The sequence below is a fragment of the Streptomyces sp. NPDC005863 genome (genome assembly GCF_042871345.1).
Classification (GTDB): Bacteria; Actinomycetota; Actinomycetes; order Streptomycetales; family Streptomycetaceae; genus Streptomyces.
Window position 1 is genome coordinate 151,392 of the sequence record NZ_JBIAII010000007.1, and the last position, 19,602, is coordinate 170,993.

A 19,602-nucleotide genomic window follows, 5' to 3' on the forward strand; every position below is an offset into this window, starting at 1 on the left:
CAGGCTCCCCCAGCGGCTTACTCCACGGGCTTCGCGTAGTGGAGATCCACTGTGCCCGAGTAGCCGGGAAGAGTCACCGCCCCGTCGTCGTCCACTTTCCAGCCGAGACCGTACGCGTTGACGTACAGCATGTAGTTCTGGATCTCCGGGGAGGCGGCGAGGGCGTTCTTGAGCTTGTCGGGGTCGCCGACCGCGGTCACCTTGTACGGCGGGGAGTAGACGCGGCCCTGCAGGATCAGGGTGTTGCCGACGCAGCGCACGGCGCTCGTGGAGATCAGCCGCTGGTCCATGACCTTGATGCCCTTGGCCCCGCCCTGCCAGAGGGCGTTGACCACGGCCTGCAGGTCCTGCTGGTGGATGACCAGGTCGTTGGGCTGGGGCTCGGGGTAGCCGGGGAGCTTGGCGGTGGCGTTGGGTGGGGCGTCGGCGAGGGTGACCGAGACCGCGGAGCCACTGAGTTTTTTCGTGCCGGCGTTCTCTTCGAGGGCCTTGAGCCGGGCCTGGTCGGCCTTGGTGCCGCCGCTGTCCCGCTGGGCGAGCGATTCGACGTCGTCGCGCAGGGAGCCGTTGGACTCGTCGAGTGCGCCGTTCTTGTGGCTGCGTTCCTGAATGAGGTCGGAGAGTTTCAGGAGCGAGGCGTCGGTACGGATGTTGGTGCCCTTGGCCGTGTTGAAACTGGTGAAGAAGATCAGCCCGGCCAGGGCGAAAACAGCGCCCGTAAGTACCCGAACCGGACGCCATCGGGGGCGACGACCGGCACCTTTGTGGGAGTCGGCAGAATTGCTCAACGTACCCTTATCTCCTTCAGCGCCGCGGAAGCACTACGCTAACGGACGCCCGGGGGAGGGTTCAGCTCTGTGTGCCCCGCCCGGCGCCAGCCCACAGTCACCTGCGCGGCCACGCAGCGCATCGACAGGAGAGACCCTCGTGCCGAAGTCACGTATCCGCAAGAAGGCCGACGACTACACGCCGCCGCCCGCCAAGAAGGCGACGAACATCAAGCTGACCAACCGCAGCTGGGTGGCTCCGGTGATGCTGGCGATGTTCCTCATCGGTCTCGCCTGGATCGTCGTCTTCTACGTCACGGACGGCAAGCTCCCGATCGACCCCCTGGGCAACTGGAACATCGTGGTCGGCTTCGGCTTCATCGCCGCGGGCTTCGGCGTTTCCACCCAGTGGAAGTAGCCCCTCGCCCGTAGGGGAGGAAGGCGCCGCGCGCAAGCCTTGCCCTGAGTTATCCACAGCGCTATCCCCACCTGGGGATAAGGCTGAAGATCTGTGGATAACCCTCGCCCGGTTGACGCCGGTGTGACTGACCCACCGGATCTCTGTTCGCCGCGTGCCCCTTGTCCTTCCTGGGGAAACCCAGGTCAGCGACGAGGGGCACGCGTGTTCCCCGCATCATGCACAAGATCCGGCACACGCTGTGGACAACGGGGGTACCGCCGGTGATACGGGCGCCCTGTCAAGTGCGGTTGTGCCCAACCTGTCAGGTGAGCTGTGCGGTCCGTACGAGGACCACGACCACCGTCGCGACGAGCACCAGCGCACAGCTGCCGTACTGGATGAGGCTCCGTCGCTCGCGCGGCGCGTGCACCATCGCGTAGCCGACGACGAGGCCGCCGACCAGGCCGCCGACGTGGGCCTGCCAGGCGATGTCGGGCCACCTGAAGGTGATCACCAAGTTGATCGCCAGCAGCGCGAGCACCGGCCGCATGTCGTAGTTCAGCTTCCGCATCAGGATCGCGGTCGCGCCGAACAGCCCGAAGATGGCGCCGGACGCACCGAGCGAGGGCTGGTTCGGCTCCGCCAGGAGATACGTCAGGGCGCTGCCCGCGAGGCCGGACGCGGCGTAGAGCGCGAGATAGCGGACGCGGCCGAGGGCGGCTTCGAGCGGGCCGCCGACCCACCACAGGCTGAGCATGTTGAAGGCGATGTGCATATAGCCGCTGTGCAGGAACATCGCCGTCACGAGGCGGTACCACTGCCCTTCGGCGATGCCCTCCACACCGGACCCCGGGACGAAGGCGAGGCCCAGCAGCTCGAAGCGCTCGGTGAAGCGGTCGCCGACCGTCAGCTGCACGAGGAACAGCGCGAGGTTGACGCCCACGAGGATCTTGGTGACCAGGCGCGGGTCGGCCGCGACGGCGCCGCCCGCGACCGTGCGCGGCTGGTTGGCCTCGCGGGTGTGCCCGGTGCCCGAGCCGCCGCGGACACAGTCGGGGCACTGGAAGCCGACCGAGGCGCCGATCATGCACTCGGGGCAGATGGGGCGCTCGCAGCGCGTGCAGGTGATGCCGGTCTCACGGTCCGGATGCTGGTAGCAACGGGGCAGGCCCGACTGCCCCTGCGGCTCCTGCGGGCTGCCTGGCGCCTGCTCCATGGGTTCCCTCATTCTCCGTACGGACGCACCGGGGCGGCACACCTGGCAACGCGCCGCCCCGCCCTTCCTTACGGACGGGCGGGGCGGATTGGTTCCCTCGCGGGTACGCGGGTCAGGCGTCCCGGGTCTCGACGACCACGGACTCGATGACCACGTCGTTCACCGGGCGGTCGGTGCGCGCGTTGGTCTGGGTGGCCGCGATGTCGTCCACCACCTTCTGGCTGGCCGCGTCGGTGACCTCGCCGAAGATCGTGTGCTTGCGCGTCAGCCACGCGGTCGGCGACACGGTCACGAAGAACTGCGAGCCGTTGGTGCCCGGCCCTGCGTTGGCCATCGCCAGCAGGTACGGCTTGTCGAAGGCCAGGTCGGGGTGGAACTCGTCCTCGAACTCGTAGCCCGGGCCGCCCGTGCCGTTGCCCAGCGGGTCACCGCCCTGGATCATGAAGCCGCTGATCACCCGGTGGAAGACCGTGCCGTCGTAGAGCCGGTCCGAGGTCTTCTTGCCGGTCGCGGGGTGGACCCACTCGCGCTCGCCCTGGGCGAGCTCGACAAAGTTCTTGACCGTCTTGGGCGCGTGATTCGGCAGCAGCCGGACCTCGATGTCGCCCCGGTTGGTCTTCAGGGTGGCGTAAAGCTGCTCGGCCACGATCTGCCTTCCGTTGTCTTCTGTGACTCCGTCTTCGGTGACTCCCCGATCCTCGCACGGACCGGATTGCGACGAGTAGCCGCCGACTGGGCGCGCGTCGAAGGGATCCGTGGCATGGTCGGCCGAGAGCTCTTCCGCCCCGATTCGAGCGAATTGATCGGAACAGAGCCACGGAATCGATGTGTTCAAGTCCGGCGCGAACGGATACAAGAAGGACCGGCGTCAGTGTTCCTGTGACCCGGATGCCCGCCCTCGCATGTCTTTCGGAGCGATCCGGAAGGCATGATCCCTGAAAGGGTGGAAAGGTGACATACCTATAGCCACCGAGGAGGAGGATCCCGTGACCCGCATCGACAGCGTGCGCGCCGCGACCGGCTCGGCCAAGGACAGCGTGCGTCACGCCGCGGACGCGGTGGCGCCCTACGCCGACACGGCCAAGGACCGGGCCAGCCACTACGCCCAGGAAGCGCGCGTACGGCTCGCACCCAGGGTGTCGCAGGCCGCTGAGCAGGCCCGTGTCCAGTACGGCGCCCACGTCGCCCCCCGCGTCGAGCAGGCCCGCACCCATGTGCCGCCCAAGGTCGACCAGGCCGCGCACGAAGCCGCGGTCCGCACGCGCAAGGCCGCCCGCCAGGCCGCCGAGTACTCCAAGCCCCGTATCGAGCAGGCGGTCGCCGCCGCGCAGCCGGTCCGCGAAGAGGCCGCGTCCCGTGGCACGGCGGCCATCGCCGCGCTGCGCGGTCAGGTCTCGGCGAAGGAGATCCAGCGCCTCGCCCGCAAGCACGAGCGTCGGGCCCGGGTGGGTCGCCTCGCCAAGGGCCTCGCCGTTCTCGGCATCCTCACCGGTGGTGCGGTCGCCGCCTGGAAGTGGTGGGACAAGCAGGCCAACCCCGACTGGCTGGTCGAGCCGCCGGCCGCCACGGAGGTCCCGGACAGCACGCCGCTGACCTCCGTCGACGGCAGCGGCCAGGCCGCGCTCGACCCCGAGGTCCAGGTCAAGCAGGCCGAGGCGGAGGCCGAGGGCAAGGACGGGGACAAGAAGAGCTGACTGCCCCGGCCGCCCGGTTCTGCAACGGACGACGCCGACATGACGCCGTGGGGCGGGAGACCCGGGAGGGCTCCCGCCCCGCGGTGTTTCACGTGAAACGAGCCACTCGGGTACAGCTGTGACCGGGCAGCCGGTACGCCGGTCAGCCGGTAAGGGGAGGGACGACGACTCTCCGCGGAGGGGGAGGACATGGCAGACGACGCGCACCAAGACGATGACGTGGACCGGGGCGACGAGGGGACCCGGGGCGACGACGTGGACCGGGACAGTGCTGAGGTCGACGAGGACATCGCGGTCTTCACCGGGCTTCCCGACCCCGGCGTGTACGTGGTCACCGCCGCGGCGGAGGGAGAGCGCGCGGGGTGCCTGGTCGGCTTCGCGAGCCAGTGCTCCGTACAGCCGTCGCGGTTCGCCGTCTGGCTCTCCACGGCGAACCACACCTACCGCCTCGCGCTGAGGACGCGCACCCTCGTGGTCCATCTGCTGCCCCACGACCGCCATGACCTCGCCGACCGCTTCGGCTCCCTGTGCAGCGCGGAGACGGACAAGTTCGCCGGTCTCGACTGGCACGAGGGGCCGGACGGAACACCCGTGCTCGACGACGCCCTCGCCTGGTTCGCCGGGCGGGTCCACAGCCGCTTCGACGGCGGGGACCACGTCGCCTTCGTGCTCGACCCGGTCGCCGCGTACGTCGCCGAGACCGAGGACCGGACCCCGCTCTCGCTGCACGACGCGAGCGACATCAACGCGGGGCACCCCGTCTGACCGCACCGGTTCACCGCGCGGCGGGCGCCGGACCCGGCTCATCAGCGACGCAGATCACTGCGTATGCGGGTGCACTGCCGAGGAGCGGGGCGGTACGCTCATACGAGCTCAATAAGTTACCGCTTAGTAATAGTCGGGCCGGGGCCCCGCCAGTCCGGGTGGGCGCCCGCTCGGAGATATCCGCATCTACGTCCATCAGCCCCACCGGGACCGGTTCGAGGAGCCCCCATGCAACTCGCCGCGATCGTCGTTTCGCTGGCACTCAGCGCGGTCGGCATTGCATTGTTCGTGCGCGCTTTTGTGCATTTCTTCCGTTTCTTCCGGCTGGGTGCGCCGCTGCCGGAGAACGCGAATCGTCTGGAGAATCCCTGGCAGCGGAGCGTGACGCTGGTCAAGGAATTCCTGGGCCACACGCGCATGGCCCAGTGGGGTCTGGTGGGCTTCGCCCACTGGTTCGTCGCGCTGGGCTTCTACACCCTGATCCTGACGATCGTGAACGCGTACGGGCAGCTGTTCGACCCGGAGTGGACCCTGCCGGTCATCGGCGGCTGGCTGCCGTACGAGATGTACATCGAGTTCATCGGCACCGGCACCACGCTCGGCATCGTGATCATGTTCGTGATCCGGCAGCTGAGCCTGCCGACCCGGCCGGGCCGCAAGTCCCGCTTCGCCGGCTCGAACCGCGCCCACGCCTACTTCGTCGACACCGTCATCTTCCTCATCGGTCTCTCGGTGATGGCGCTGCGCGGTCTGGAAGGCGTGCTGCACCACGCGGACTACGGCCCGGACAACTACGTCTCGTACGGCGTGACCCTCCTCTTCGACGGCGTCAGCCACTCCGGCGTCGAGACCTGGGTCTACTTCTTCGCCATGCTCAAGCTGGGCGCGTCCTTCATCTGGATGATCACGGTCAGCCTGAACCTCGACATGAGCATCGCCTGGCACCGGATGCTCGCCTTCCCGAACATCTGGTTCAAGCGGGAGTCCTCCGGCCGCACGGCCCTGGGCGCGCTGCAGCCGATGGCCTCGGGCGGCAAGCCGATCGACTTCGAGGACCCGGGCGACGACGACGTGTACGGCGTCTCGCAGGTGGAGCAGTTCTCGTGGAAGGGCCTGCTGGACTTCTCCACGTGCACGGAGTGCGGGCGGTGCCAGTCGCAGTGCCCGGCCTGGAACACCGGTAAGCCGCTCTCGCCGAAGCTGCTCATCATGTCGCTGCGCGACCACTCCCACGCCAAGGCTCCGTATCTGCTCGCCGGTGGCGGCAAGACGATGGAGGGCGAGGAGAAGGCGAGCGCCGAGCAGCTCGCCGACGTGCCCGCCGCCGCGCTGGCCGAGGCCGAGCGTCCGCTGATCGGGACCGTGGAGGAGAACGGGGTCATCGACCCCGACGTCCTGTGGTCCTGCACCACCTGCGGCGCCTGTGTGGAGCAGTGCCCCGTCGACATCGAGCACGTCGACCACATCGTCGACATGCGCCGCTACCAGGTCATGATCGAGAGCGCGTTCCCCTCCGAGGCCGGAACGATGCTCAAGAACCTGGAGAAGAAGGGCAACCCCTGGGGCCTGGCCAAGAAGCAGCGCCTGGAATGGCTCAAGGAACTCGACTTCGAGGTCCCCGTCGTCGGCAAGGACGTCGAAGACCTCACCGAAGTCGAATACCTGTACTGGGTCGGCTGTGCCGGCGCCCTCGAGGACCGCGCGAAGAAGACCACCAAGGCCTTCGCCGAACTCCTGCACATGGCCGGCGTCACGTTCGCCATCATGGGCGGCGACGAGAAGTGCACCGGCGACTCCGCACGCCGCCTGGGCAACGAGCCCCTCTTCCAACAGCTCGGCCAGGAAAACGTCATGGCCCTCAACATGGCCTTCGGCGAGGAACTCGACGACGACGGCAAAGCCACGCCCGAATCGGCCAAGCCGAAGTCGGCGAAGAAGATCGTGGCGACCTGCCCGCACTGCCTCAACACCCTGGGCAACGAGTACCCGCAGCTCGGCGGCGACTACGAGGTCATCCACCACACCCAGCTGCTCCAGCACCTCATCGACGAGGGCAAGCTGGTGCCGGTCACCCCTGTCGAGGGTCTGATCACCTACCACGACCCCTGCTACCTGGGCCGCCACAACAAGATCTACACGCCCCCGCGCGAGATCATGGACAAGGTCCCCGGCCTGCGCCAGCAGGAAATGCACCGCCACAAGGAACGCGGCTTCTGCTGCGGAGCCGGCGGCGCCCGCATGTGGATGGAAGAACGCATCGGCAAGCGCATCAACAACGAGCGCGTCGACGAAGCCCTGTCACTCAACCCCGACATCGTCTCCACCGCCTGCCCCTTCTGCCTCGTCATGCTCACCGACTCCGTCAACGGCAAGAAGAACGACGGCCAGGCCAAGGAGAGCATCAACGTCGTCGACGTCGCCCAACTCCTCCTCGACTCCGTGAAGACGCCGGCCGAGGCGCCGGACGGTGACACCGAGTCCGCCGACGAACCGGAGACCGAGCCCGCTCAGTAAGAGGGCATCGAGCACCCTGTTTCACGTGAAACATGAGGGCCGGAAACCGCATCACGCGGTTTCCGGCCCTTTCGTTCGGCGCTCTGGTTCTACGCGTCGAAGTCCAGCCCCACGTGCTCCGACGCCGGACGGGCCTGGCACGGCAGGGTGTAGCCCGCGTCCTGTTCCTCCTGCGTCAGGGCGTGGCGCCGGGCGAGCACGACCTCGCCGTCGACCACCCGGGCCCGGCACGAGCCGCACAGACCGTCGCGGCACGAGTACGGGGTCTCCGGCCGGTGCCGCAGGACCGCCGCGAGGAGCGAGGGGTCCTGCGGGGTCATCTCGGCCTCGGTGCTGCGGCCGTGCAGCCTGGCGGTGACGCGGGCGCCGCCGCCCACGCCCACGCCTGCGCCCGGGTTCTGACGCCCCGGCTGTTCCGGCGCCGCCGGGTCCGTCGTGAACAGTTCACGGCGTACGCGGGACGGGGCGGCGCCCAGCTCCCGCAGGATCTCGTCCACCGACTCCACCAGGCCCCAGGGGCCGCAGAGGTAGAAGTGCGTGCGGTCGTCGCCGGGGTCGGCGCCGAGGCCGGCCAGCAGGCGCGGCAGTTTCGACGCGTCGACCCGGCCGGACAGCACCTCCGTCTCGCGCTCCTCGCCGGACAGCACGTGCAGGACGAAGAACCGGCCGGTGTGGCGGTCCTTGAGGTCCGCCACCTCCTCGGCGAGGAGCATCGAGCGCGCCGTGCGGTTGACGTAGACGAGCGAGACCTTGCACCGCGGGTCCTCGTCCAGGGCAGCGGCCGCCATGCTCAGCAGCGGGGTGATGCCGCTGCCGCCGCCGATCAGCACGTGGTGCGCGCCGGGCCGGTCCGCGAGCGTGAAACTGCCCTTGGGCGGGCCGACTTCGAGGGTGTCGCCCGCGGCGAGCCGGGCGACGGCGTGCTCGCCGAAGCCGCCGGGGCCCAGTTGTTTGACGACGATGCGCAGTGTCCGTGTCCCGGGCTCCGCGGGGCCGGCCGCGGGACCGGGTGGACGGCAGATCGAGTAACTGCGCCGGATCTCCTCGCCCCCGTCCCCGCTGCCGCCTTCGCCGCCTGTGCCCGTGGAGTCGAGACGGTGGCGTACGGCGATGTGCTGGCCCGCGCGGTGGGCGAACGTGGTCGCCAGGGCGTCGGGGACGCCGAGGGTGACGGCCACGGCGGATTCGGTGAGCCGCTCGACGCGACGCACCGGCAGCGCGTGGAAACCGGACGTGCGCTCCATGAGGGGGCGGGCGGCTCCGTCTCGTGGTGTCATATCGCCTTCATGTGGCCGAAGGTCTCCCGGCAGCCGAGGCAGACCAGCACCGACTGGCAGCGCGTCGCCCCGAAAGGGCTCTGCGGCCGGGTGGCCGTCGAGCCGCAGTGCGGGCAGGCCGCGCCGGTGCCGAGCCGCAGCGGAAGCGGGGCGGTCGGGCTGCCCGGGGGCGAGATGCCGTGCTCGGCGAGCTTGCGCCGGCCGTCGGCGGTGATCCAGTCGGTGGTCCAGGCGGGCGCGAGGGCGGTCCGCACCCGCCCGTCCGGGTGCCCGCAGCGGGCGAGTTCGGCCCGGATGTCCGTCACGATGACGTCCATGGCGGGGCACCCGGTGTAGGTGGGCGTCACGGTGACCTCCACGGTCCCGTCGGGGCCCGCCGTCACCTGCCGCACCACCCCCAGCTCGCCGAGGGTGATCAGGGGCAGCTCCGGGTCGGCGACGGCGGCGACCCGCTCCCGTACCTGCTCCGGAGCGAGCCGCTCGGCCGCCGGACAGGCGGCCGCCGGGCAGTCGGGCGCCGGCCGCGCGCGTACCGCCGTCACCACGTGCCCCCGGGGTACTGCCGGTGCACCGCCTGGAGTTCGGCGATCAGGGGCCCGAACCCCTCGGTGTGCAGGCCGTCCCGGCCGCCCCGGGAGTGCCAGGTCGCCCTCGGCAGGGTCAGCCCGGCCCGGGTGAGGACGCCGCCGACGGCCGCGTCCCACTCCGCGCGCAGGCCCGCCGGGTCCACGGCGACACCGTCCGCGACGAGCCGCGCGGTCACCTCGTCCGCCGCGAACAGCTCGGCGGTGTACGGCCACACCTGATCGAGGCCCGCCTGCATCCGGCGGTGACTCTCCTCGGTGCCGGTGCCGAGGCGGACCGTCCACTGCTCGGCGTGCGTGCAGTGGTAGGCGGACTCCTGGACGGCCTTGCCCGCGAACGCGGCGAGCGCCGGGTCCGCGGATGCGGTGAGCGCGGCGTACAGCAGCCGGGTGTGGTGTGAGAGGCAGAGCTGCCGGGCGAGGGTGAGTCCGTAGTCCCCGTTGGGGATCTCCGCGAGCAGCACGTTGCGGAACTCCCGCTCGGTGCGGGTGAACGCGAGGATGTCCTCGTCGCCGTGGCCGGTCAGTTCGGCGGAGTACGCGAGCAGGGTGCGGGCGTGGCCGAGCAGGTCGAGGGCGATGTTGGAGAGCGCCAGGTCCTCCTCGATGGAGGGCGCCCTGGTCACCCAGGCGGAGAGCCGCTGGCAGAGGATCAGGGCGTCGTCGCCGAGGGCCAGCGCGTACCGTGCGGTGTCGCTCTCCAGCGCGGCGGTGTCCCGCGGCGCGGTCGGGGCGGGCGCGGTGGGGTCGGCGGCGGGCGAGGTCGGGGCCGTCGCGGTCAGGGTCTCAGTGGCCATGGTCGCTGCCGCCCGCCGGAGCCGCGTACTGCTCGGAGAGGCGGTACGGCTTGCCCGTACCGTTGCTGAACAGCGGCTCCTTCTCGTCCGGCGCGGTGGCCCGGATGTCCGAGGAGCGGACCACCCAGATCGACGACGGCTCCCCGCGCCGCGTGTACAGATCGCGGGCGTTGGCCATCGCCAGGTCGGCGTCGGCGCCGAGCACCGAGCCGACGTGCTGGTGACCGAGGCCGCGGCGGGTCCTGACGAAGACCTCCCACGGCGTCTCGGCTCTCGTGGTCGTGTACGTACTCATCACGGTGTCCCCCTGCTCTGGCCTGCGGCCTGCACCGACCGCTCGGCCTGTTCCGGCTGTCCCGCCTGTCCCGCCTCGTGCCGGGTGGCCGCGACCGCCGCCTCCCGTACCCAGGCGCCGTCCTCGTGCGCGGCGACCCGGTGTGCCAGGCGCTGGCGCGCGCACTGGGAGTCGTCCGACAGCACCTCGCGGTACTGGTCCCAGCTGACCGGCGTGAAGTCGTGGTGCCCGCGCTCCGGGTTCCAGGCGATGGCCGGGTCGGGCAGGCTCAGGCCCAGCTCCTGCGCCTGCGGCACGACGATGTCGACGAAGCGCTGGCGCAGCTCGTCGTTGGGGTGCCGCTTGATGCCCCAGGCGATGGCCCGCTTGGTGTGCGCCGCGCCGAACGCGGCGGCGCGGTCCTTGCTCGCCGGGGAGTCCGGTGGCCCGAACATCAGCGCCACGGCGGGCAGCCACCAGCGGTTCACCGCGTCCTGCGCCATCTGCCGCTGCTCCGGGGTGCCTTGGCACAGCGCGCGCAGGGAGTCGAAGCCCTGGCGTACGTGGAAGGTCTCCTCCTGGCAGATGCGGAGCATGGCGCGGCCGTACGGGCCGTACGACGTGCGGCACAGCGGCACCTGGTTGATGACGGCGGCGCCGTCGGTGAGCCAGGCGATGGCGCCGGTGTCCGCCCAGGTCAGCGCCGGGTGGTTGAACGTGCCCGCGTACCGCTGGCTGCCGTTGTGCAGGGCGTCGAGCAGCTCGCCGCGGCTGACGCCGAGGGTCTGCGCCGCCGCGTAGAGGTAGAGCCCGTGGCCCGCCTCGTCCTGCACCTTGGCGAGCAGGACGGCCTTGCGGCGCAGCGAGGGCGCGCGGGCGATCCAGGCGCCCTCCGGCTGCATGCCGATGATCTCCGAGTGGGCGTGCTGGCCGATCTGCCGTACGAGCATGCGCCGGTAGCCGTCCGGCATCCAGTCGTGCGGCTCGACCCGCTCGTCGTTGCGGAGCAGGTCGTCGAAGCGTTCCCGCAGGCGCTCGGCCAGCGCGGGGTCAGCCGTACCGGCCGTATCAGCCATGCCAGCCGCACCGGCCGCACCGGCCGTATTAGCCGTACCAGCCATCGCAGCCGTGTCGGCGGTCACCTCAGGCCTCCCGGCCGGTGCCGACGCGCTCGCGCCCGGCGCCAGGGGTCGCGGGAGCGGCCGGCTCGTCCCGCTCCTGCAGTCCGCTCAGGAAGCGGGTGTGGAAGCGGCGCAGCGGCCCCGGCGCCCACCAGTTGGCCTTGCCGAACAGCGCCATCAGCGAGGGCACCAGGAGGGCGCGGACGAGGGTGGCGTCGATGATGACCGAGACGGCCGTCCCGTATCCGAGCTGCTTGATGAAGATCAGCCGGGAGAGCACAAGGGCGCCCATCGGGATGCAGAAGAGGACCGCGGCGAGCGTGACCGTGCGGCCGACCTTCTCCAGGCCGAGCGCGATGGCCTCGCGGTCCGGAAGGCCGTGGTCCACGCCCTCCTTGATGCGGGAGAACAGGAAGACGGTGTAATCGGTGGACATCGCGAGGGCCACGGCCAGCAGGATGATGAGCATCGTCGGCTGGAGCGCGTCCTGGCCGGTGAAGTCGAAGAGCCCCTCCAGATGGCCGTCCTGGAAGGCGAGGATGAGCAGGCCGAGGGTGCTGCCGAGGGTGAGCAGGTTGGTGATGACGGCCTTCAGCGGGAGCACCACCGAGCCGGTCATCGCGAAGAGGATGAGCAGCGTGGTGAGCGACATCAGGCCGATGCTCAGCGGCAGGTGGTCGCCGAGGCTGCCCATCATCGCGTCGTAGAGCGCGGTGTTGCCGGTGGGCACGGTCGGGTACGGGGCGTCCACGGCCTGCACCGCGTCGAGGGTGTCCTGGGCCTCCAGGGACAACGGCGCGTCCTTGAGCGCCAGTTGGGTCTCCCACATGCCGTCGCCGATCGGGCGGGGCGGGGTCACGGTGGCGACGCCGTCGAGCTCCGCGAGCCGCTCGCCGTACGCGGTGAGCTTGGCGCCCGCGTCCTTCGGCGCCTCGGAGACGAGGTGCACCGGCGACTGGAGCGAGCCGGGGAAGTCCTTCTCCAGCGAGGCGTAGACCCGGCCGGCGTCGGAGTCGGCGGGCATCGAGGCGGAGTCGATGCCGGTGAACTTGATGCCGAAGGCGGGCAGCGCGAGGACCACGAGGACCGCGCTCGCGGCGACCGCGGCGCTCACCGGGCGGCGCATCACACCGTGCGAGAAGCGGTACCAGCGGCCGCCGGACGCGTTCTCCGTGCCGAGCTCCTGGGTGCGCTGCCAGCTCTTGGGCGCCCACTTGTTGATGCGGCCGCCGAGCGCGGCGAGCAGCGCCGGGAGGCCGAGCAGCGCGAAGAGCAGGGCGCCGAGCGAGGTGGCGATGCCGGCGATGCCCATCGTGTAGAGAAACCGCTGCGGGAAGACGAGCAGCGAAGCCAGCGCCACCGCGACGGTCAGACCGCTGAACAGGACGGTGCGGCCGGCCGTGCGCATGGTGCGGCCGACGGCGTCCAGGGTGTCGTGACCGGCCCGCAGCTCCTCGCGGAAGCGGGAGATGATCAGCAGGCTGAAGTCGATGGACAGGCCGATGCCGAGCGCCATCACCAGGTTGAGGGCGAAGATCGACAGGTCGAGCACGGTCATCACCGCGCCGAGCACGCCGAGCGCCACGGCGATGGAGACGAGGGCGCCGCCGAGCGGGATCAGCGCCGCGATCACGCCGCGGAAGATGAAGAGCAGCAGGATGAGCAGGATCGGGAAGGCCAGCGTCTCGGCCTTGCCGAGGTCCTCGCTGGAGATCGTGCTGGCCTCGACGTTCGAGGCGGTCGGGCCGCCGAGGGTGACGCCGTCGGCCAGCTTCTCGTCCGCGTCGAGGGCGTCCTGGGTCGCGGTGACGGCCTTGGTGACGGCGTCGCCGGGCGCGAAGCCCTTGACGGAGGCGACGAAGTACGTGCTCCTGCCGTCCTTGCGCACCATCGCGGGGTTCTTCGCCGAGACGTAGTCCTCGACACCCGTGACCTCGGGGCGCTTCTTGATCAGGTCGACCGCGCGGCGCAGTCGCTCCGGCCGGTCGGCGGAGCGGGCGTCGACGGGCTCGTCCAGCTCGACGAGGACGACGTAGCCCTGTTCGAGGCTGGCGCCGGTGGCCTTCTCCACGTCGTCGAGGACCTTGACGGCGGCCGACTCGGAGTCGTCGTAGTCGTCCACGCCCATGGTCATGGACTTCATCTGGGATCCGCCGCCCGCCAGACAGACGAGCGCGAGCAGCCCGACCGTCCAGAGCAGACGCCTCGGTCCCCTCTCCAGCAGGTGCAACAGCCTTCCGAACACTTCGCAGACTCCCTTTCGCGGAGGGGCGTTACCGGGCTGAGGGCGTGAGACCCCCGTGGGTGAATGAGGCCGCGGATCGGCCGCGCAATCCACGGCGGGTCTATGGGGTACGCCACACGGACTTTTCCGGGGGGCGAGGGATTGCCGGGGCGGTCGGCCGGACTCTTCTGTGGTGCGTGCCGGTTCGGGGCGGGGGGCCGGTGCGGCGTTCCGTACGGCTTCCGCACGCCGTTCGTACCGCTTCGGCATGTCCTCCGTACCGCTCGTCCTCCGTACCGCTCGCCCTCGTACGCCCCGAGTACCGCTCCGTACCGCTTCCGCACCGCCCTCGTACGCCCTACGCACCGCCCCGCACCGCTTCCGTACCGCCGTCGCACCGCCTCCGTACCGCCCGAGCGCCCCGTCGTGCGCTCGCGGCGGCCGTCGTCCACCCCTGCCGAGTCCCCCCCTCCCGAGTTCGCCCCTCCCGTCCGGAAGGACCGCGTCACCATGTCTTCTGACGTCCGCGCACGCGCCGTCGCGCCGCCCCCCGAGGGGGACGCGGCCGCGGATCCCGCGCTGCGGCCCTGGCTGTCGGCGCTGCGCGCGCTCGTGCCGATGCCGGAGCGCCACCGCGAGCTGCGGGTGGGCCGGGACGAGGCGCGTGCCCTGCTCGGCTGCCGGGACGAGCTCCTCGACCAGCTCGCGGCGGCTGGCCTCGCCCACAGCGGCTCCGGCGCCGAACTCCGCTTCGACTACCACGACTTGGCCAACACGGCCCTGTACTCCGGTGCCACCACCAGCGTCCCGCTGGCCGGGCAGCGGATGATGCTCCGGTTCGCCGCGGGAAACCCGGACACCTGGACCCCGCCGCGCCACTGGACGCTGGACTGGCGGCTGCGCTGCCGCGATCCCCGCTGCCCCGGCGGCACCTGGCGGATCGCGCTGCCCACCCCCGAGGTCTTCGGCGGCCACCTGGACGCACTGGAGCTCGTCGCGCCGCCGGGTGAAACGCCGCAGGGTGAAGCGCCGCAGGGCGAGCGGTCCGCGGTACGCGAGGACGGCGCGCTCGTCGTCGAGCACGCCGCATCGGTGCGGCTGACCGGCCGCGTCACCACCTCCGGGTGGCGCGCCCCGCTGCTCTCGGCGGCCGCGCGGCGCCACTTCGACGCGTTGGTCGGCGAGTTGCGCGACGGCCCCTACCGCTTCCAGTGGATGCATCCCCGCCTGCGCACCGACCCGGCCGAGACCCGGCGGCTCGGGATCATGGACTGCACCGTCTGCTCCCTGGAGCTCCGGCGCAGGGCGGAGGCGGACGGCCTCACCGCCCGGACCCGCCGCGGCCGCTACCTGGGGGTGCTCGACGCCGAGCACGCCTGGTGCGAAGTCCTGGACGAGGACGGCGTGTTCAAGCCCGTCGACCCCGTCTTCGCGGTCCTCTCCGAGCGGCACAGGCCGCCCCACGAGGAGTTCTCGGATTTCTGTGCCGGCTCCGTCCCGAGCCGGTTCCTGCCCTGGTCCGTGCCGGCCGGCGAACCGCTGGCCGTGCACGACTGCCCCGTCTCCGACGGGACCTGGGACAACACCTTCAGCGGCACCACAGCGAAAGGCAACGCATGAGCACCGTACGGGAGATGCTCGTCGAACTGACCGGCCTGACGGAGTTCGGCGGCGAGATCGCGGACGACGCCGACCTCAGCGCCAGCGGCGTCGACTCGGGCGACCTGGTCCGCCTGGTCCTGCTCATCGAGGAGCGGACCGGCGTGGAGGTCACCGCGGAGGACATGGACGACCTGTCCTCCATCGCCGACTACGAGCGACTGATCGCCGCGCGCGGCACGGTCGAGGGGGCCGCCTGATGTGGCTCGGCCAGGTCCTGCACCGGGGCCGGCAGTGCTTCGGGGACCGCACGGCGCTGATCGACGCCGAACGCTCGGTGACCTGGACCGAGTTGGACGAGCGCACGACCCGGCTGGCCCGCGCTCTCGCGGCACGCGGCGTCGGTCGGGGCGACCGGGTCGCCGTCCTCTCCCTGGACCGCATCGAGGTCATCGAGTCGTACTTCGCGCTGGCCAAGCTCGGCGCGCTGTTCGTCCCGCTGAACCACAGCCTCACCGCGCCCGAGGTGACCGGCATGGTGCGGCGCACCGGGGTGAGCGTGATCCTCGGTGAGGCGGCGCTCCTCGACCGCCACCCCGAGCTGCCGGTGCGGCTGCGCGTCGCGGTGGACGGCCCGGAGTACGCGGAGCTGACCGCGCCGACGACCACGCGGACCGGCGAGGAGCAAGGGGACGACGGCGACGCCGAGAGCTTCCGGCTGCCCGACGTCGCCGACAGCGACCTCGCCGCGATCCTGCACACGTCGGCCACCACGGGCCGGGCCAAGGGCGTCACCGTCGACCACGGCTCGTTCCGGGGCATCTCGCTCGGCTGGCTCGCCACGGCGGCGCCCACCGACGACATGGTCCTCGTCAACTGCTGCCCGCTCTACCACGGCAGCATGACGGTCATCCTCACGTACCTGGCGGCGGGCGCCACCGTCGTCCTGCTGCCGGGGTTCACGCCGCAGCGGGCGCTCGCGGCGCTGGAGCGCCACCGGGCCACGCACGTCTGGCTCGTCCCGCAGATGCTCCGCTTCCTGCTGCAGAGCAAGGGCATGGCGGGCGCCGACCTCGGCTCGCTGCGCGAGGTGCTGTACGGGGCGGCGCCGATGCCCATCGAGCTGCACGCCGAGGCCACCGCGCGGCTCGACTGCGGCTTCCGGCAGGTGTACGGCATGACCGAGGTGGGCGGCCCGTTCGCCACCCTCACCCCGGACGACCACCGCACCCTCGCCACCGGCGCGCCGCTGCCCGCGGGACGCGTCATCCCCGGCATGTCGGTACGGGTCCTCGACGACGCGGGCACGGAGCTGCCGCTCGGCGCGGTCGGCGAGATCACCGTGCGCGGCCCCGGGCTGATGCGCGGCTACTGGAACAACCCGGCCGCCACCGAGGAGATCACCGTCGACGGCTGGATCCGCACCGGCGACCTCGGCCTCCTCGACGAGAGCGGCCTCATCCACCTCGTCGACCGGCGCAAGGACCTGATCCTGCGCGCCGGACAGAACGTCTACCCCGCCGAGATCGAGCGCGCGCTGCTCACGCACCCGCTGGTGCGCGACGCGGCGGTGGTCGGCGTCCCGGACGCCGACTACGGCGAGGTCCCGACGGCGTACGTCGTCACCGGACCCGCAGACCCCGCGGACACCACGGCCGACGCCGCACCGCCGGACACCACCGCCGACGGCGCCCCGGCCGTCACCCGGGCCGAGCTGATGGCCCATCTCGCCGAGCGCCTCGCACCGTACAAACGCCCCCGGCATCTGGAGTTCATCGACCAGGTGCCCCGTAGCCCCGCCGGAAAGATCCTCAAACGGCTGCTGCGCACCTGAGCCGGAAGGAAGGCCCATGACCAGCGCACCCACGCTCGACCTGCGCTACACCGCGGAGCGCACGCTCCGCGTCTCGGACGACACCGAGCTCTACTACGAGATCCAGGGGGACGAGGGCCCGCACCTCACCCTGGTGAACAACTTCTTCATCATCGCGCCGATGTGGCGCAACTTCACCGCCGAACTGGCCAAGCGGAACCGGGTCCTCACCTACGATCTGCGCAACCAGGGCGCCTCATCGGTCTCCCCGGACATGACCTGGGACGACCACGTCGAGGACCTGCGGGTGCTGCTCGACGGCCTCGGCATCGAACGCACCCACCTGCTCGGCACCTCCGCCTCGGGGTTCATCTGCCGTGACTTCGCGGCCCGTTACCCCGAGCGCGTCGACGGCCTGATCCTGACCGGGCCGTCCTGCACGCCCGGGGACGGCGTGCGGCGCAGGGCCACCGAACGCGCCTGTATCAACTCCCTGGAACTGGGCGGCACCCAGGCCCTCTGGGACCACCTGTACTCGGTCGTCTTCAGCGAGGCGGCGATGCGCGAGATGGGCGCCACCGGTTACCTCGGGCTGCGCTCCGCGTTCACGGCCATCCACCCGCCGGACCCGATGCTGACCAACCTCAAGTGCGCCCAGCAGGTCACCGACGGCCCCGAACTCCTCGCCGCCATCAAGCAGCCGACGCTGCTGCTCCTCGGCGACAAGGACGACATGTGGAACGAGACGCTCGGAGCGGAGGCCGGGCGGCTCATCGAGGACTCCGAGGTCGAGTGGATGCACGACGTCGGCCACCTCCCGTACATGGAGGACGGCGACGGATTCCAGGCCCGGGTCCAGCGCTTCCTCGACGCGCTGGCGGCCCGCGAGAGGGCGGTGGCCCCGCAGACCGGCGACGACGACCGGACTCCTGCGGACGGTCATGCCACCGGGGAGACGGCCGGAGGCGAGGCTTCCGCGCCGGCCGCCGGAGCCTCCGAGACCGACGACGCGCTGCTCGGCGTCCTCTGCACGCTGCTCCGCGAGGTCGTCGCCGACCGGGCCGACCTGCCCGTGACGGGGCTCGCCGGGACGCCGCTGAACAGCATCGGCCTGGAGTCCTGGGCGTTCACCCTGCTGCTCGGCCGGATCGAGGAGCAGTTGGACGTCGAGTGGGACATGGACGTCCCGCCGGAGGTCTTCGAGAGCCTCGCCTCCATCGCGGCCCATCTGCGCGCCCACCACAGCCCCACCCTGCCCGCCACCTCCCAGGAGTCCGCACAGTGACCGCCACCACCCCTCCCGCCGTCCACGTCATCACCGGGGCGACCGGCTTCGTCGGCGGGGCCTTCGCGCTGGAACTGCTCCAGGAGACCCCCGACCACCTGGTGTGCCTGGTGCGCGGCGACGACGACGCGGCCGCGACCCGCCGCCTGCACGACGCCCTCGGCCACGCGGCCGAGATGTACGACGTCCCCGGTCTGCTGCCCGCGATCCTGGAGCGCACCCGGGCCGTCGCCGGCGACATCACCGACGACGCGCTGCCCGCCTGCGCCGACCGGTTCCGCGCCGCCGACGGCACCGCGCCCGGCACGTTCTGGCACGTCGCGGCCTCCCTCAAGTACGAGGACCGGCACGCCGACGAGATCAACCTGATGAACGTGACCGGCACGCACAACGTCCTGGAGCTCGCCAAGGCCCTCGGCGAGCCGGTGTTCAACCACGTGAGCACCGCGTACGTGGCGGGCAGGCGCACCGGCCTGATGCACGAGGAGTTCCCCGGCGACACCGAGTCGGCGAACAACGTCTACGAGGCCACCAAGACCATCGGCGAGCAGAAGGTCGCCGCCTCCGGTCTGCCCTGGCGCGTGCTGCGCCCCTCGATCGTCATCGGGCACTCCGCGACCGGCGCCGCCACCAGCTTCACCGGCATGTACGGCTTCGTCTCCTCCGCGCTGCGCTTCCGCCGCGCCGTGGAGAAGGAGTTCGGCAACCTGCTCCAGCACCGGCAGGTGCCGATCATCGCCGACCCGGACATCGAGTGCGACCTGGTCCCCGTCGACCTGGTGGCCAGGAACGCCGTCGCCATCGGCCGTACGGGCGCGCTGAGCACCGTCTACCACCTCAACAACGGCGGTTCGCCGACGGTCGGCGAGGTCATCGAGGAGGTCTTCGCCCTCACCGGCCTGCGCAAGCCCCGCTTCGTCTCCAACCGGGGGCTGCTCACCGCGATCGACCTGAAGCTCGACGAGGGCATCCAGTTCTACGCCTCGTACATGATCAACGGAAAGCGCTTCGACCAGACGAACACCGAGTCCGTCTGCGGCGCGGGCGCCCAGCGCTTCGACCTGGACCGCGCCGAGGTCAGCCGCTTCGTGCGGTGGTACCTCGACCGCATCGAGTCCGACGGGCGCAGCTCGGCGCCGGCCCGCGCCTCCTTCGCCTTCAAGGGCACGCGCCGGGTGGCCGCCACCGCCGGCTGACCCGCGCCCCGCGCCGACGGCGTCCCCCACCGCCGTCGGCGCCCCTCCCGCTTCCTCCCCACCTCTCCGTACGCCG

The 19,602-nt window shown here is 71.2% G+C and carries 18 protein-coding genes; 9 read left to right on the top strand and 9 right to left on the bottom strand.

All coding sequences use genetic code 11. The features are described from left to right. Positions 1–17: 17 nt before the first annotated feature. On the bottom strand, positions 18–788 hold the full coding sequence (locus ACFYO9_RS24475) for a DUF881 domain-containing protein (protein ID WP_355812255.1): 771 nt from the start codon (positions 786–788) through the stop codon (positions 18–20). Between the two features lie 139 nt (positions 789–927). Here ACFYO9_RS24475 and crgA point away from each other — a divergent pair, with 139 nt between their 5' ends. Next, on the top strand, positions 928–1,185 hold the full coding sequence (gene crgA / locus ACFYO9_RS24480; RefSeq protein WP_055563960.1) for a cell division protein CrgA: 258 nt from the start codon (positions 928–930) through the stop codon (positions 1,183–1,185). A 304-nt stretch (positions 1,186–1,489) separates the two neighbouring features. Here the strand turns inward: crgA and ACFYO9_RS24485 are convergent, their stop codons facing one another. Beyond that, positions 1,490–2,383, bottom strand: coding sequence for a rhomboid family intramembrane serine protease (locus ACFYO9_RS24485; RefSeq protein WP_358777872.1), 894 nt, complete (start codon positions 2,381–2,383; stop codon positions 1,490–1,492). A 112-nt stretch (positions 2,384–2,495) separates the two neighbouring features. Further along, entirely contained in the window at positions 2,496–3,029 is a 534-nt protein-coding gene (locus tag ACFYO9_RS24490; protein WP_355812248.1) for a peptidylprolyl isomerase, read from the bottom strand. Positions 3,030–3,369: 340 nt separating this feature from the next. Between ACFYO9_RS24490 and ACFYO9_RS24495 the strand changes: the two genes are divergently transcribed. The 3 genes from ACFYO9_RS24495 (at position 3,370) to ACFYO9_RS24505 (ending at position 7,356) form a co-directional block, all read left to right on the top strand. Then, complete coding sequence (locus ACFYO9_RS24495; protein ID WP_358777871.1) at positions 3,370–4,077, top strand: DUF5324 family protein; 708 nt, start codon at positions 3,370–3,372, stop codon at positions 4,075–4,077. Positions 4,078–4,266: 189 nt separating this feature from the next. Then, entirely contained in the window at positions 4,267–4,842 is a 576-nt protein-coding gene (locus ACFYO9_RS24500; RefSeq protein ID WP_358777870.1) for a flavin reductase family protein, read from the top strand. 228 nt (positions 4,843–5,070) lie between these two features. After that, positions 5,071–7,356, top strand: a complete 2,286-nt coding sequence (locus ACFYO9_RS24505; RefSeq protein WP_388666568.1) for a heterodisulfide reductase-related iron-sulfur binding cluster — start codon at positions 5,071–5,073, stop codon at positions 7,354–7,356. A gap of 89 nt (positions 7,357–7,445) precedes the next feature. On the opposite strand, the gene ACFYO9_RS24510 is transcribed toward ACFYO9_RS24505, so the two are convergent. The 6 genes from ACFYO9_RS24510 to ACFYO9_RS24535 all read right to left on the bottom strand — a co-directional run bounded on the left by ACFYO9_RS24510 (position 7,446) and on the right by ACFYO9_RS24535 (position 13,654). Then, complete coding sequence (locus ACFYO9_RS24510; RefSeq protein WP_358778415.1) at positions 7,446–8,633, bottom strand: 2Fe-2S iron-sulfur cluster-binding protein; 1,188 nt, start codon at positions 8,631–8,633, stop codon at positions 7,446–7,448. After that, positions 8,630–9,178, bottom strand: coding sequence for a 1,2-phenylacetyl-CoA epoxidase subunit PaaD (gene paaD / locus ACFYO9_RS24515; protein ID WP_388666572.1), 549 nt, complete (start codon positions 9,176–9,178; stop codon positions 8,630–8,632). Before paaD ends, ACFYO9_RS24510 begins: the two co-directional genes overlap by 4 nt. Next, positions 9,172–10,014, bottom strand: a complete 843-nt coding sequence (gene paaC / locus ACFYO9_RS24520) for a 1,2-phenylacetyl-CoA epoxidase subunit PaaC (protein ID WP_358778416.1) — start codon at positions 10,012–10,014, stop codon at positions 9,172–9,174. Before paaC ends, paaD begins: the two co-directional genes overlap by 7 nt. Continuing rightward, complete coding sequence (gene paaB, locus ACFYO9_RS24525; RefSeq protein WP_355812227.1) at positions 10,004–10,309, bottom strand: 1,2-phenylacetyl-CoA epoxidase subunit PaaB; 306 nt, start codon at positions 10,307–10,309, stop codon at positions 10,004–10,006. Before paaB ends, paaC begins: the two co-directional genes overlap by 11 nt. Beyond that, positions 10,309–11,364 carry a 1,2-phenylacetyl-CoA epoxidase subunit PaaA gene (gene paaA, locus ACFYO9_RS24530; RefSeq protein WP_358778417.1) on the bottom strand — a complete coding sequence of 352 codons (1,056 nt, stop codon included), beginning with the start codon at positions 11,362–11,364 and terminating at the stop codon, positions 10,309–10,311. Before paaA ends, paaB begins: the two co-directional genes overlap by 1 nt. 67 nt (positions 11,365–11,431) lie before the next feature. Then, entirely contained in the window at positions 11,432–13,654 is a 2,223-nt protein-coding gene (locus ACFYO9_RS24535) for an MMPL family transporter (RefSeq protein ID WP_358778418.1), read from the bottom strand. Between the two features lie 489 nt (positions 13,655–14,143). Here ACFYO9_RS24535 and ACFYO9_RS24540 point away from each other — a divergent pair, with 489 nt between their 5' ends. The 5 genes from ACFYO9_RS24540 to ACFYO9_RS24560 are packed head-to-tail and all read left to right on the top strand — an operon-like array spanning position 14,144 to position 19,526. After that, on the top strand, positions 14,144–15,253 hold the full coding sequence (locus ACFYO9_RS24540) for a hypothetical protein (RefSeq protein WP_358778419.1): 1,110 nt from the start codon (positions 14,144–14,146) through the stop codon (positions 15,251–15,253). Then, the gene (locus tag ACFYO9_RS24545; protein ID WP_355812214.1) at positions 15,250–15,492 is read left to right on the top strand and encodes an acyl carrier protein; all 243 of its coding nucleotides are present in this window, start codon (positions 15,250–15,252) and stop codon (positions 15,490–15,492) included. Before ACFYO9_RS24540 ends, ACFYO9_RS24545 begins: the two co-directional genes overlap by 4 nt. Continuing rightward, complete coding sequence (locus ACFYO9_RS24550; RefSeq protein WP_358778420.1) at positions 15,492–17,066, top strand: AMP-binding protein; 1,575 nt, start codon at positions 15,492–15,494, stop codon at positions 17,064–17,066. Before ACFYO9_RS24545 ends, ACFYO9_RS24550 begins: the two co-directional genes overlap by 1 nt. A 16-nt stretch (positions 17,067–17,082) precedes the next feature. Continuing rightward, complete coding sequence (locus tag ACFYO9_RS24555; RefSeq protein WP_358778421.1) at positions 17,083–18,330, top strand: alpha/beta fold hydrolase; 1,248 nt, start codon at positions 17,083–17,085, stop codon at positions 18,328–18,330. Further along, positions 18,327–19,526 carry an SDR family oxidoreductase gene (locus tag ACFYO9_RS24560; RefSeq protein WP_358778422.1) on the top strand — a complete coding sequence of 400 codons (1,200 nt, stop codon included), beginning with the start codon at positions 18,327–18,329 and terminating at the stop codon, positions 19,524–19,526. The genes ACFYO9_RS24555 and ACFYO9_RS24560 overlap by 4 nt, the downstream gene beginning before the upstream one ends. Positions 19,527–19,602 lie beyond the last annotated feature (76 nt).

What these genes read in the sequence shown, in the direction of transcription:
- ACFYO9_RS24485 (WP_358777872.1), bottom strand. Translation starts at nt 2,383, where the DNA reads ATGGAGCAGGCGCCAGGCAGCCCGCAGGAGCCGCAGGGGCAGTCGGGC.
- ACFYO9_RS24500 (WP_358777870.1), top strand. Translation starts at nt 4,267, where the DNA reads ATGGCAGACGACGCGCACCAAGACGATGACGTGGACCGGGGCGACGAG.
- ACFYO9_RS24505 (WP_388666568.1), top strand. Translation starts at nt 5,071, where the DNA reads ATGCAACTCGCCGCGATCGTCGTTTCGCTGGCACTCAGCGCGGTCGGC.
- ACFYO9_RS24510 (WP_358778415.1), bottom strand. Translation starts at nt 8,633, where the DNA reads ATGACACCACGAGACGGAGCCGCCCGCCCCCTCATGGAGCGCACGTCC.
- paaC (WP_358778416.1), bottom strand. Translation starts at nt 10,014, where the DNA reads ATGGCCACTGAGACCCTGACCGCGACGGCCCCGACCTCGCCCGCCGCC.
- paaB (WP_355812227.1), bottom strand. Translation starts at nt 10,309, where the DNA reads ATGAGTACGTACACGACCACGAGAGCCGAGACGCCGTGGGAGGTCTTC.
- paaA (WP_358778417.1), bottom strand. Translation starts at nt 11,364, where the DNA reads ATGGCTGATACGGCCGGTACGGCTGACCCCGCGCTGGCCGAGCGCCTG.
- ACFYO9_RS24540 (WP_358778419.1), top strand. Translation starts at nt 14,144, where the DNA reads ATGTCTTCTGACGTCCGCGCACGCGCCGTCGCGCCGCCCCCCGAGGGG.
- ACFYO9_RS24545 (WP_355812214.1), top strand. Translation starts at nt 15,250, where the DNA reads ATGAGCACCGTACGGGAGATGCTCGTCGAACTGACCGGCCTGACGGAG.
- ACFYO9_RS24550 (WP_358778420.1), top strand. Translation starts at nt 15,492, where the DNA reads ATGTGGCTCGGCCAGGTCCTGCACCGGGGCCGGCAGTGCTTCGGGGAC.
- ACFYO9_RS24555 (WP_358778421.1), top strand. Translation starts at nt 17,083, where the DNA reads ATGACCAGCGCACCCACGCTCGACCTGCGCTACACCGCGGAGCGCACG.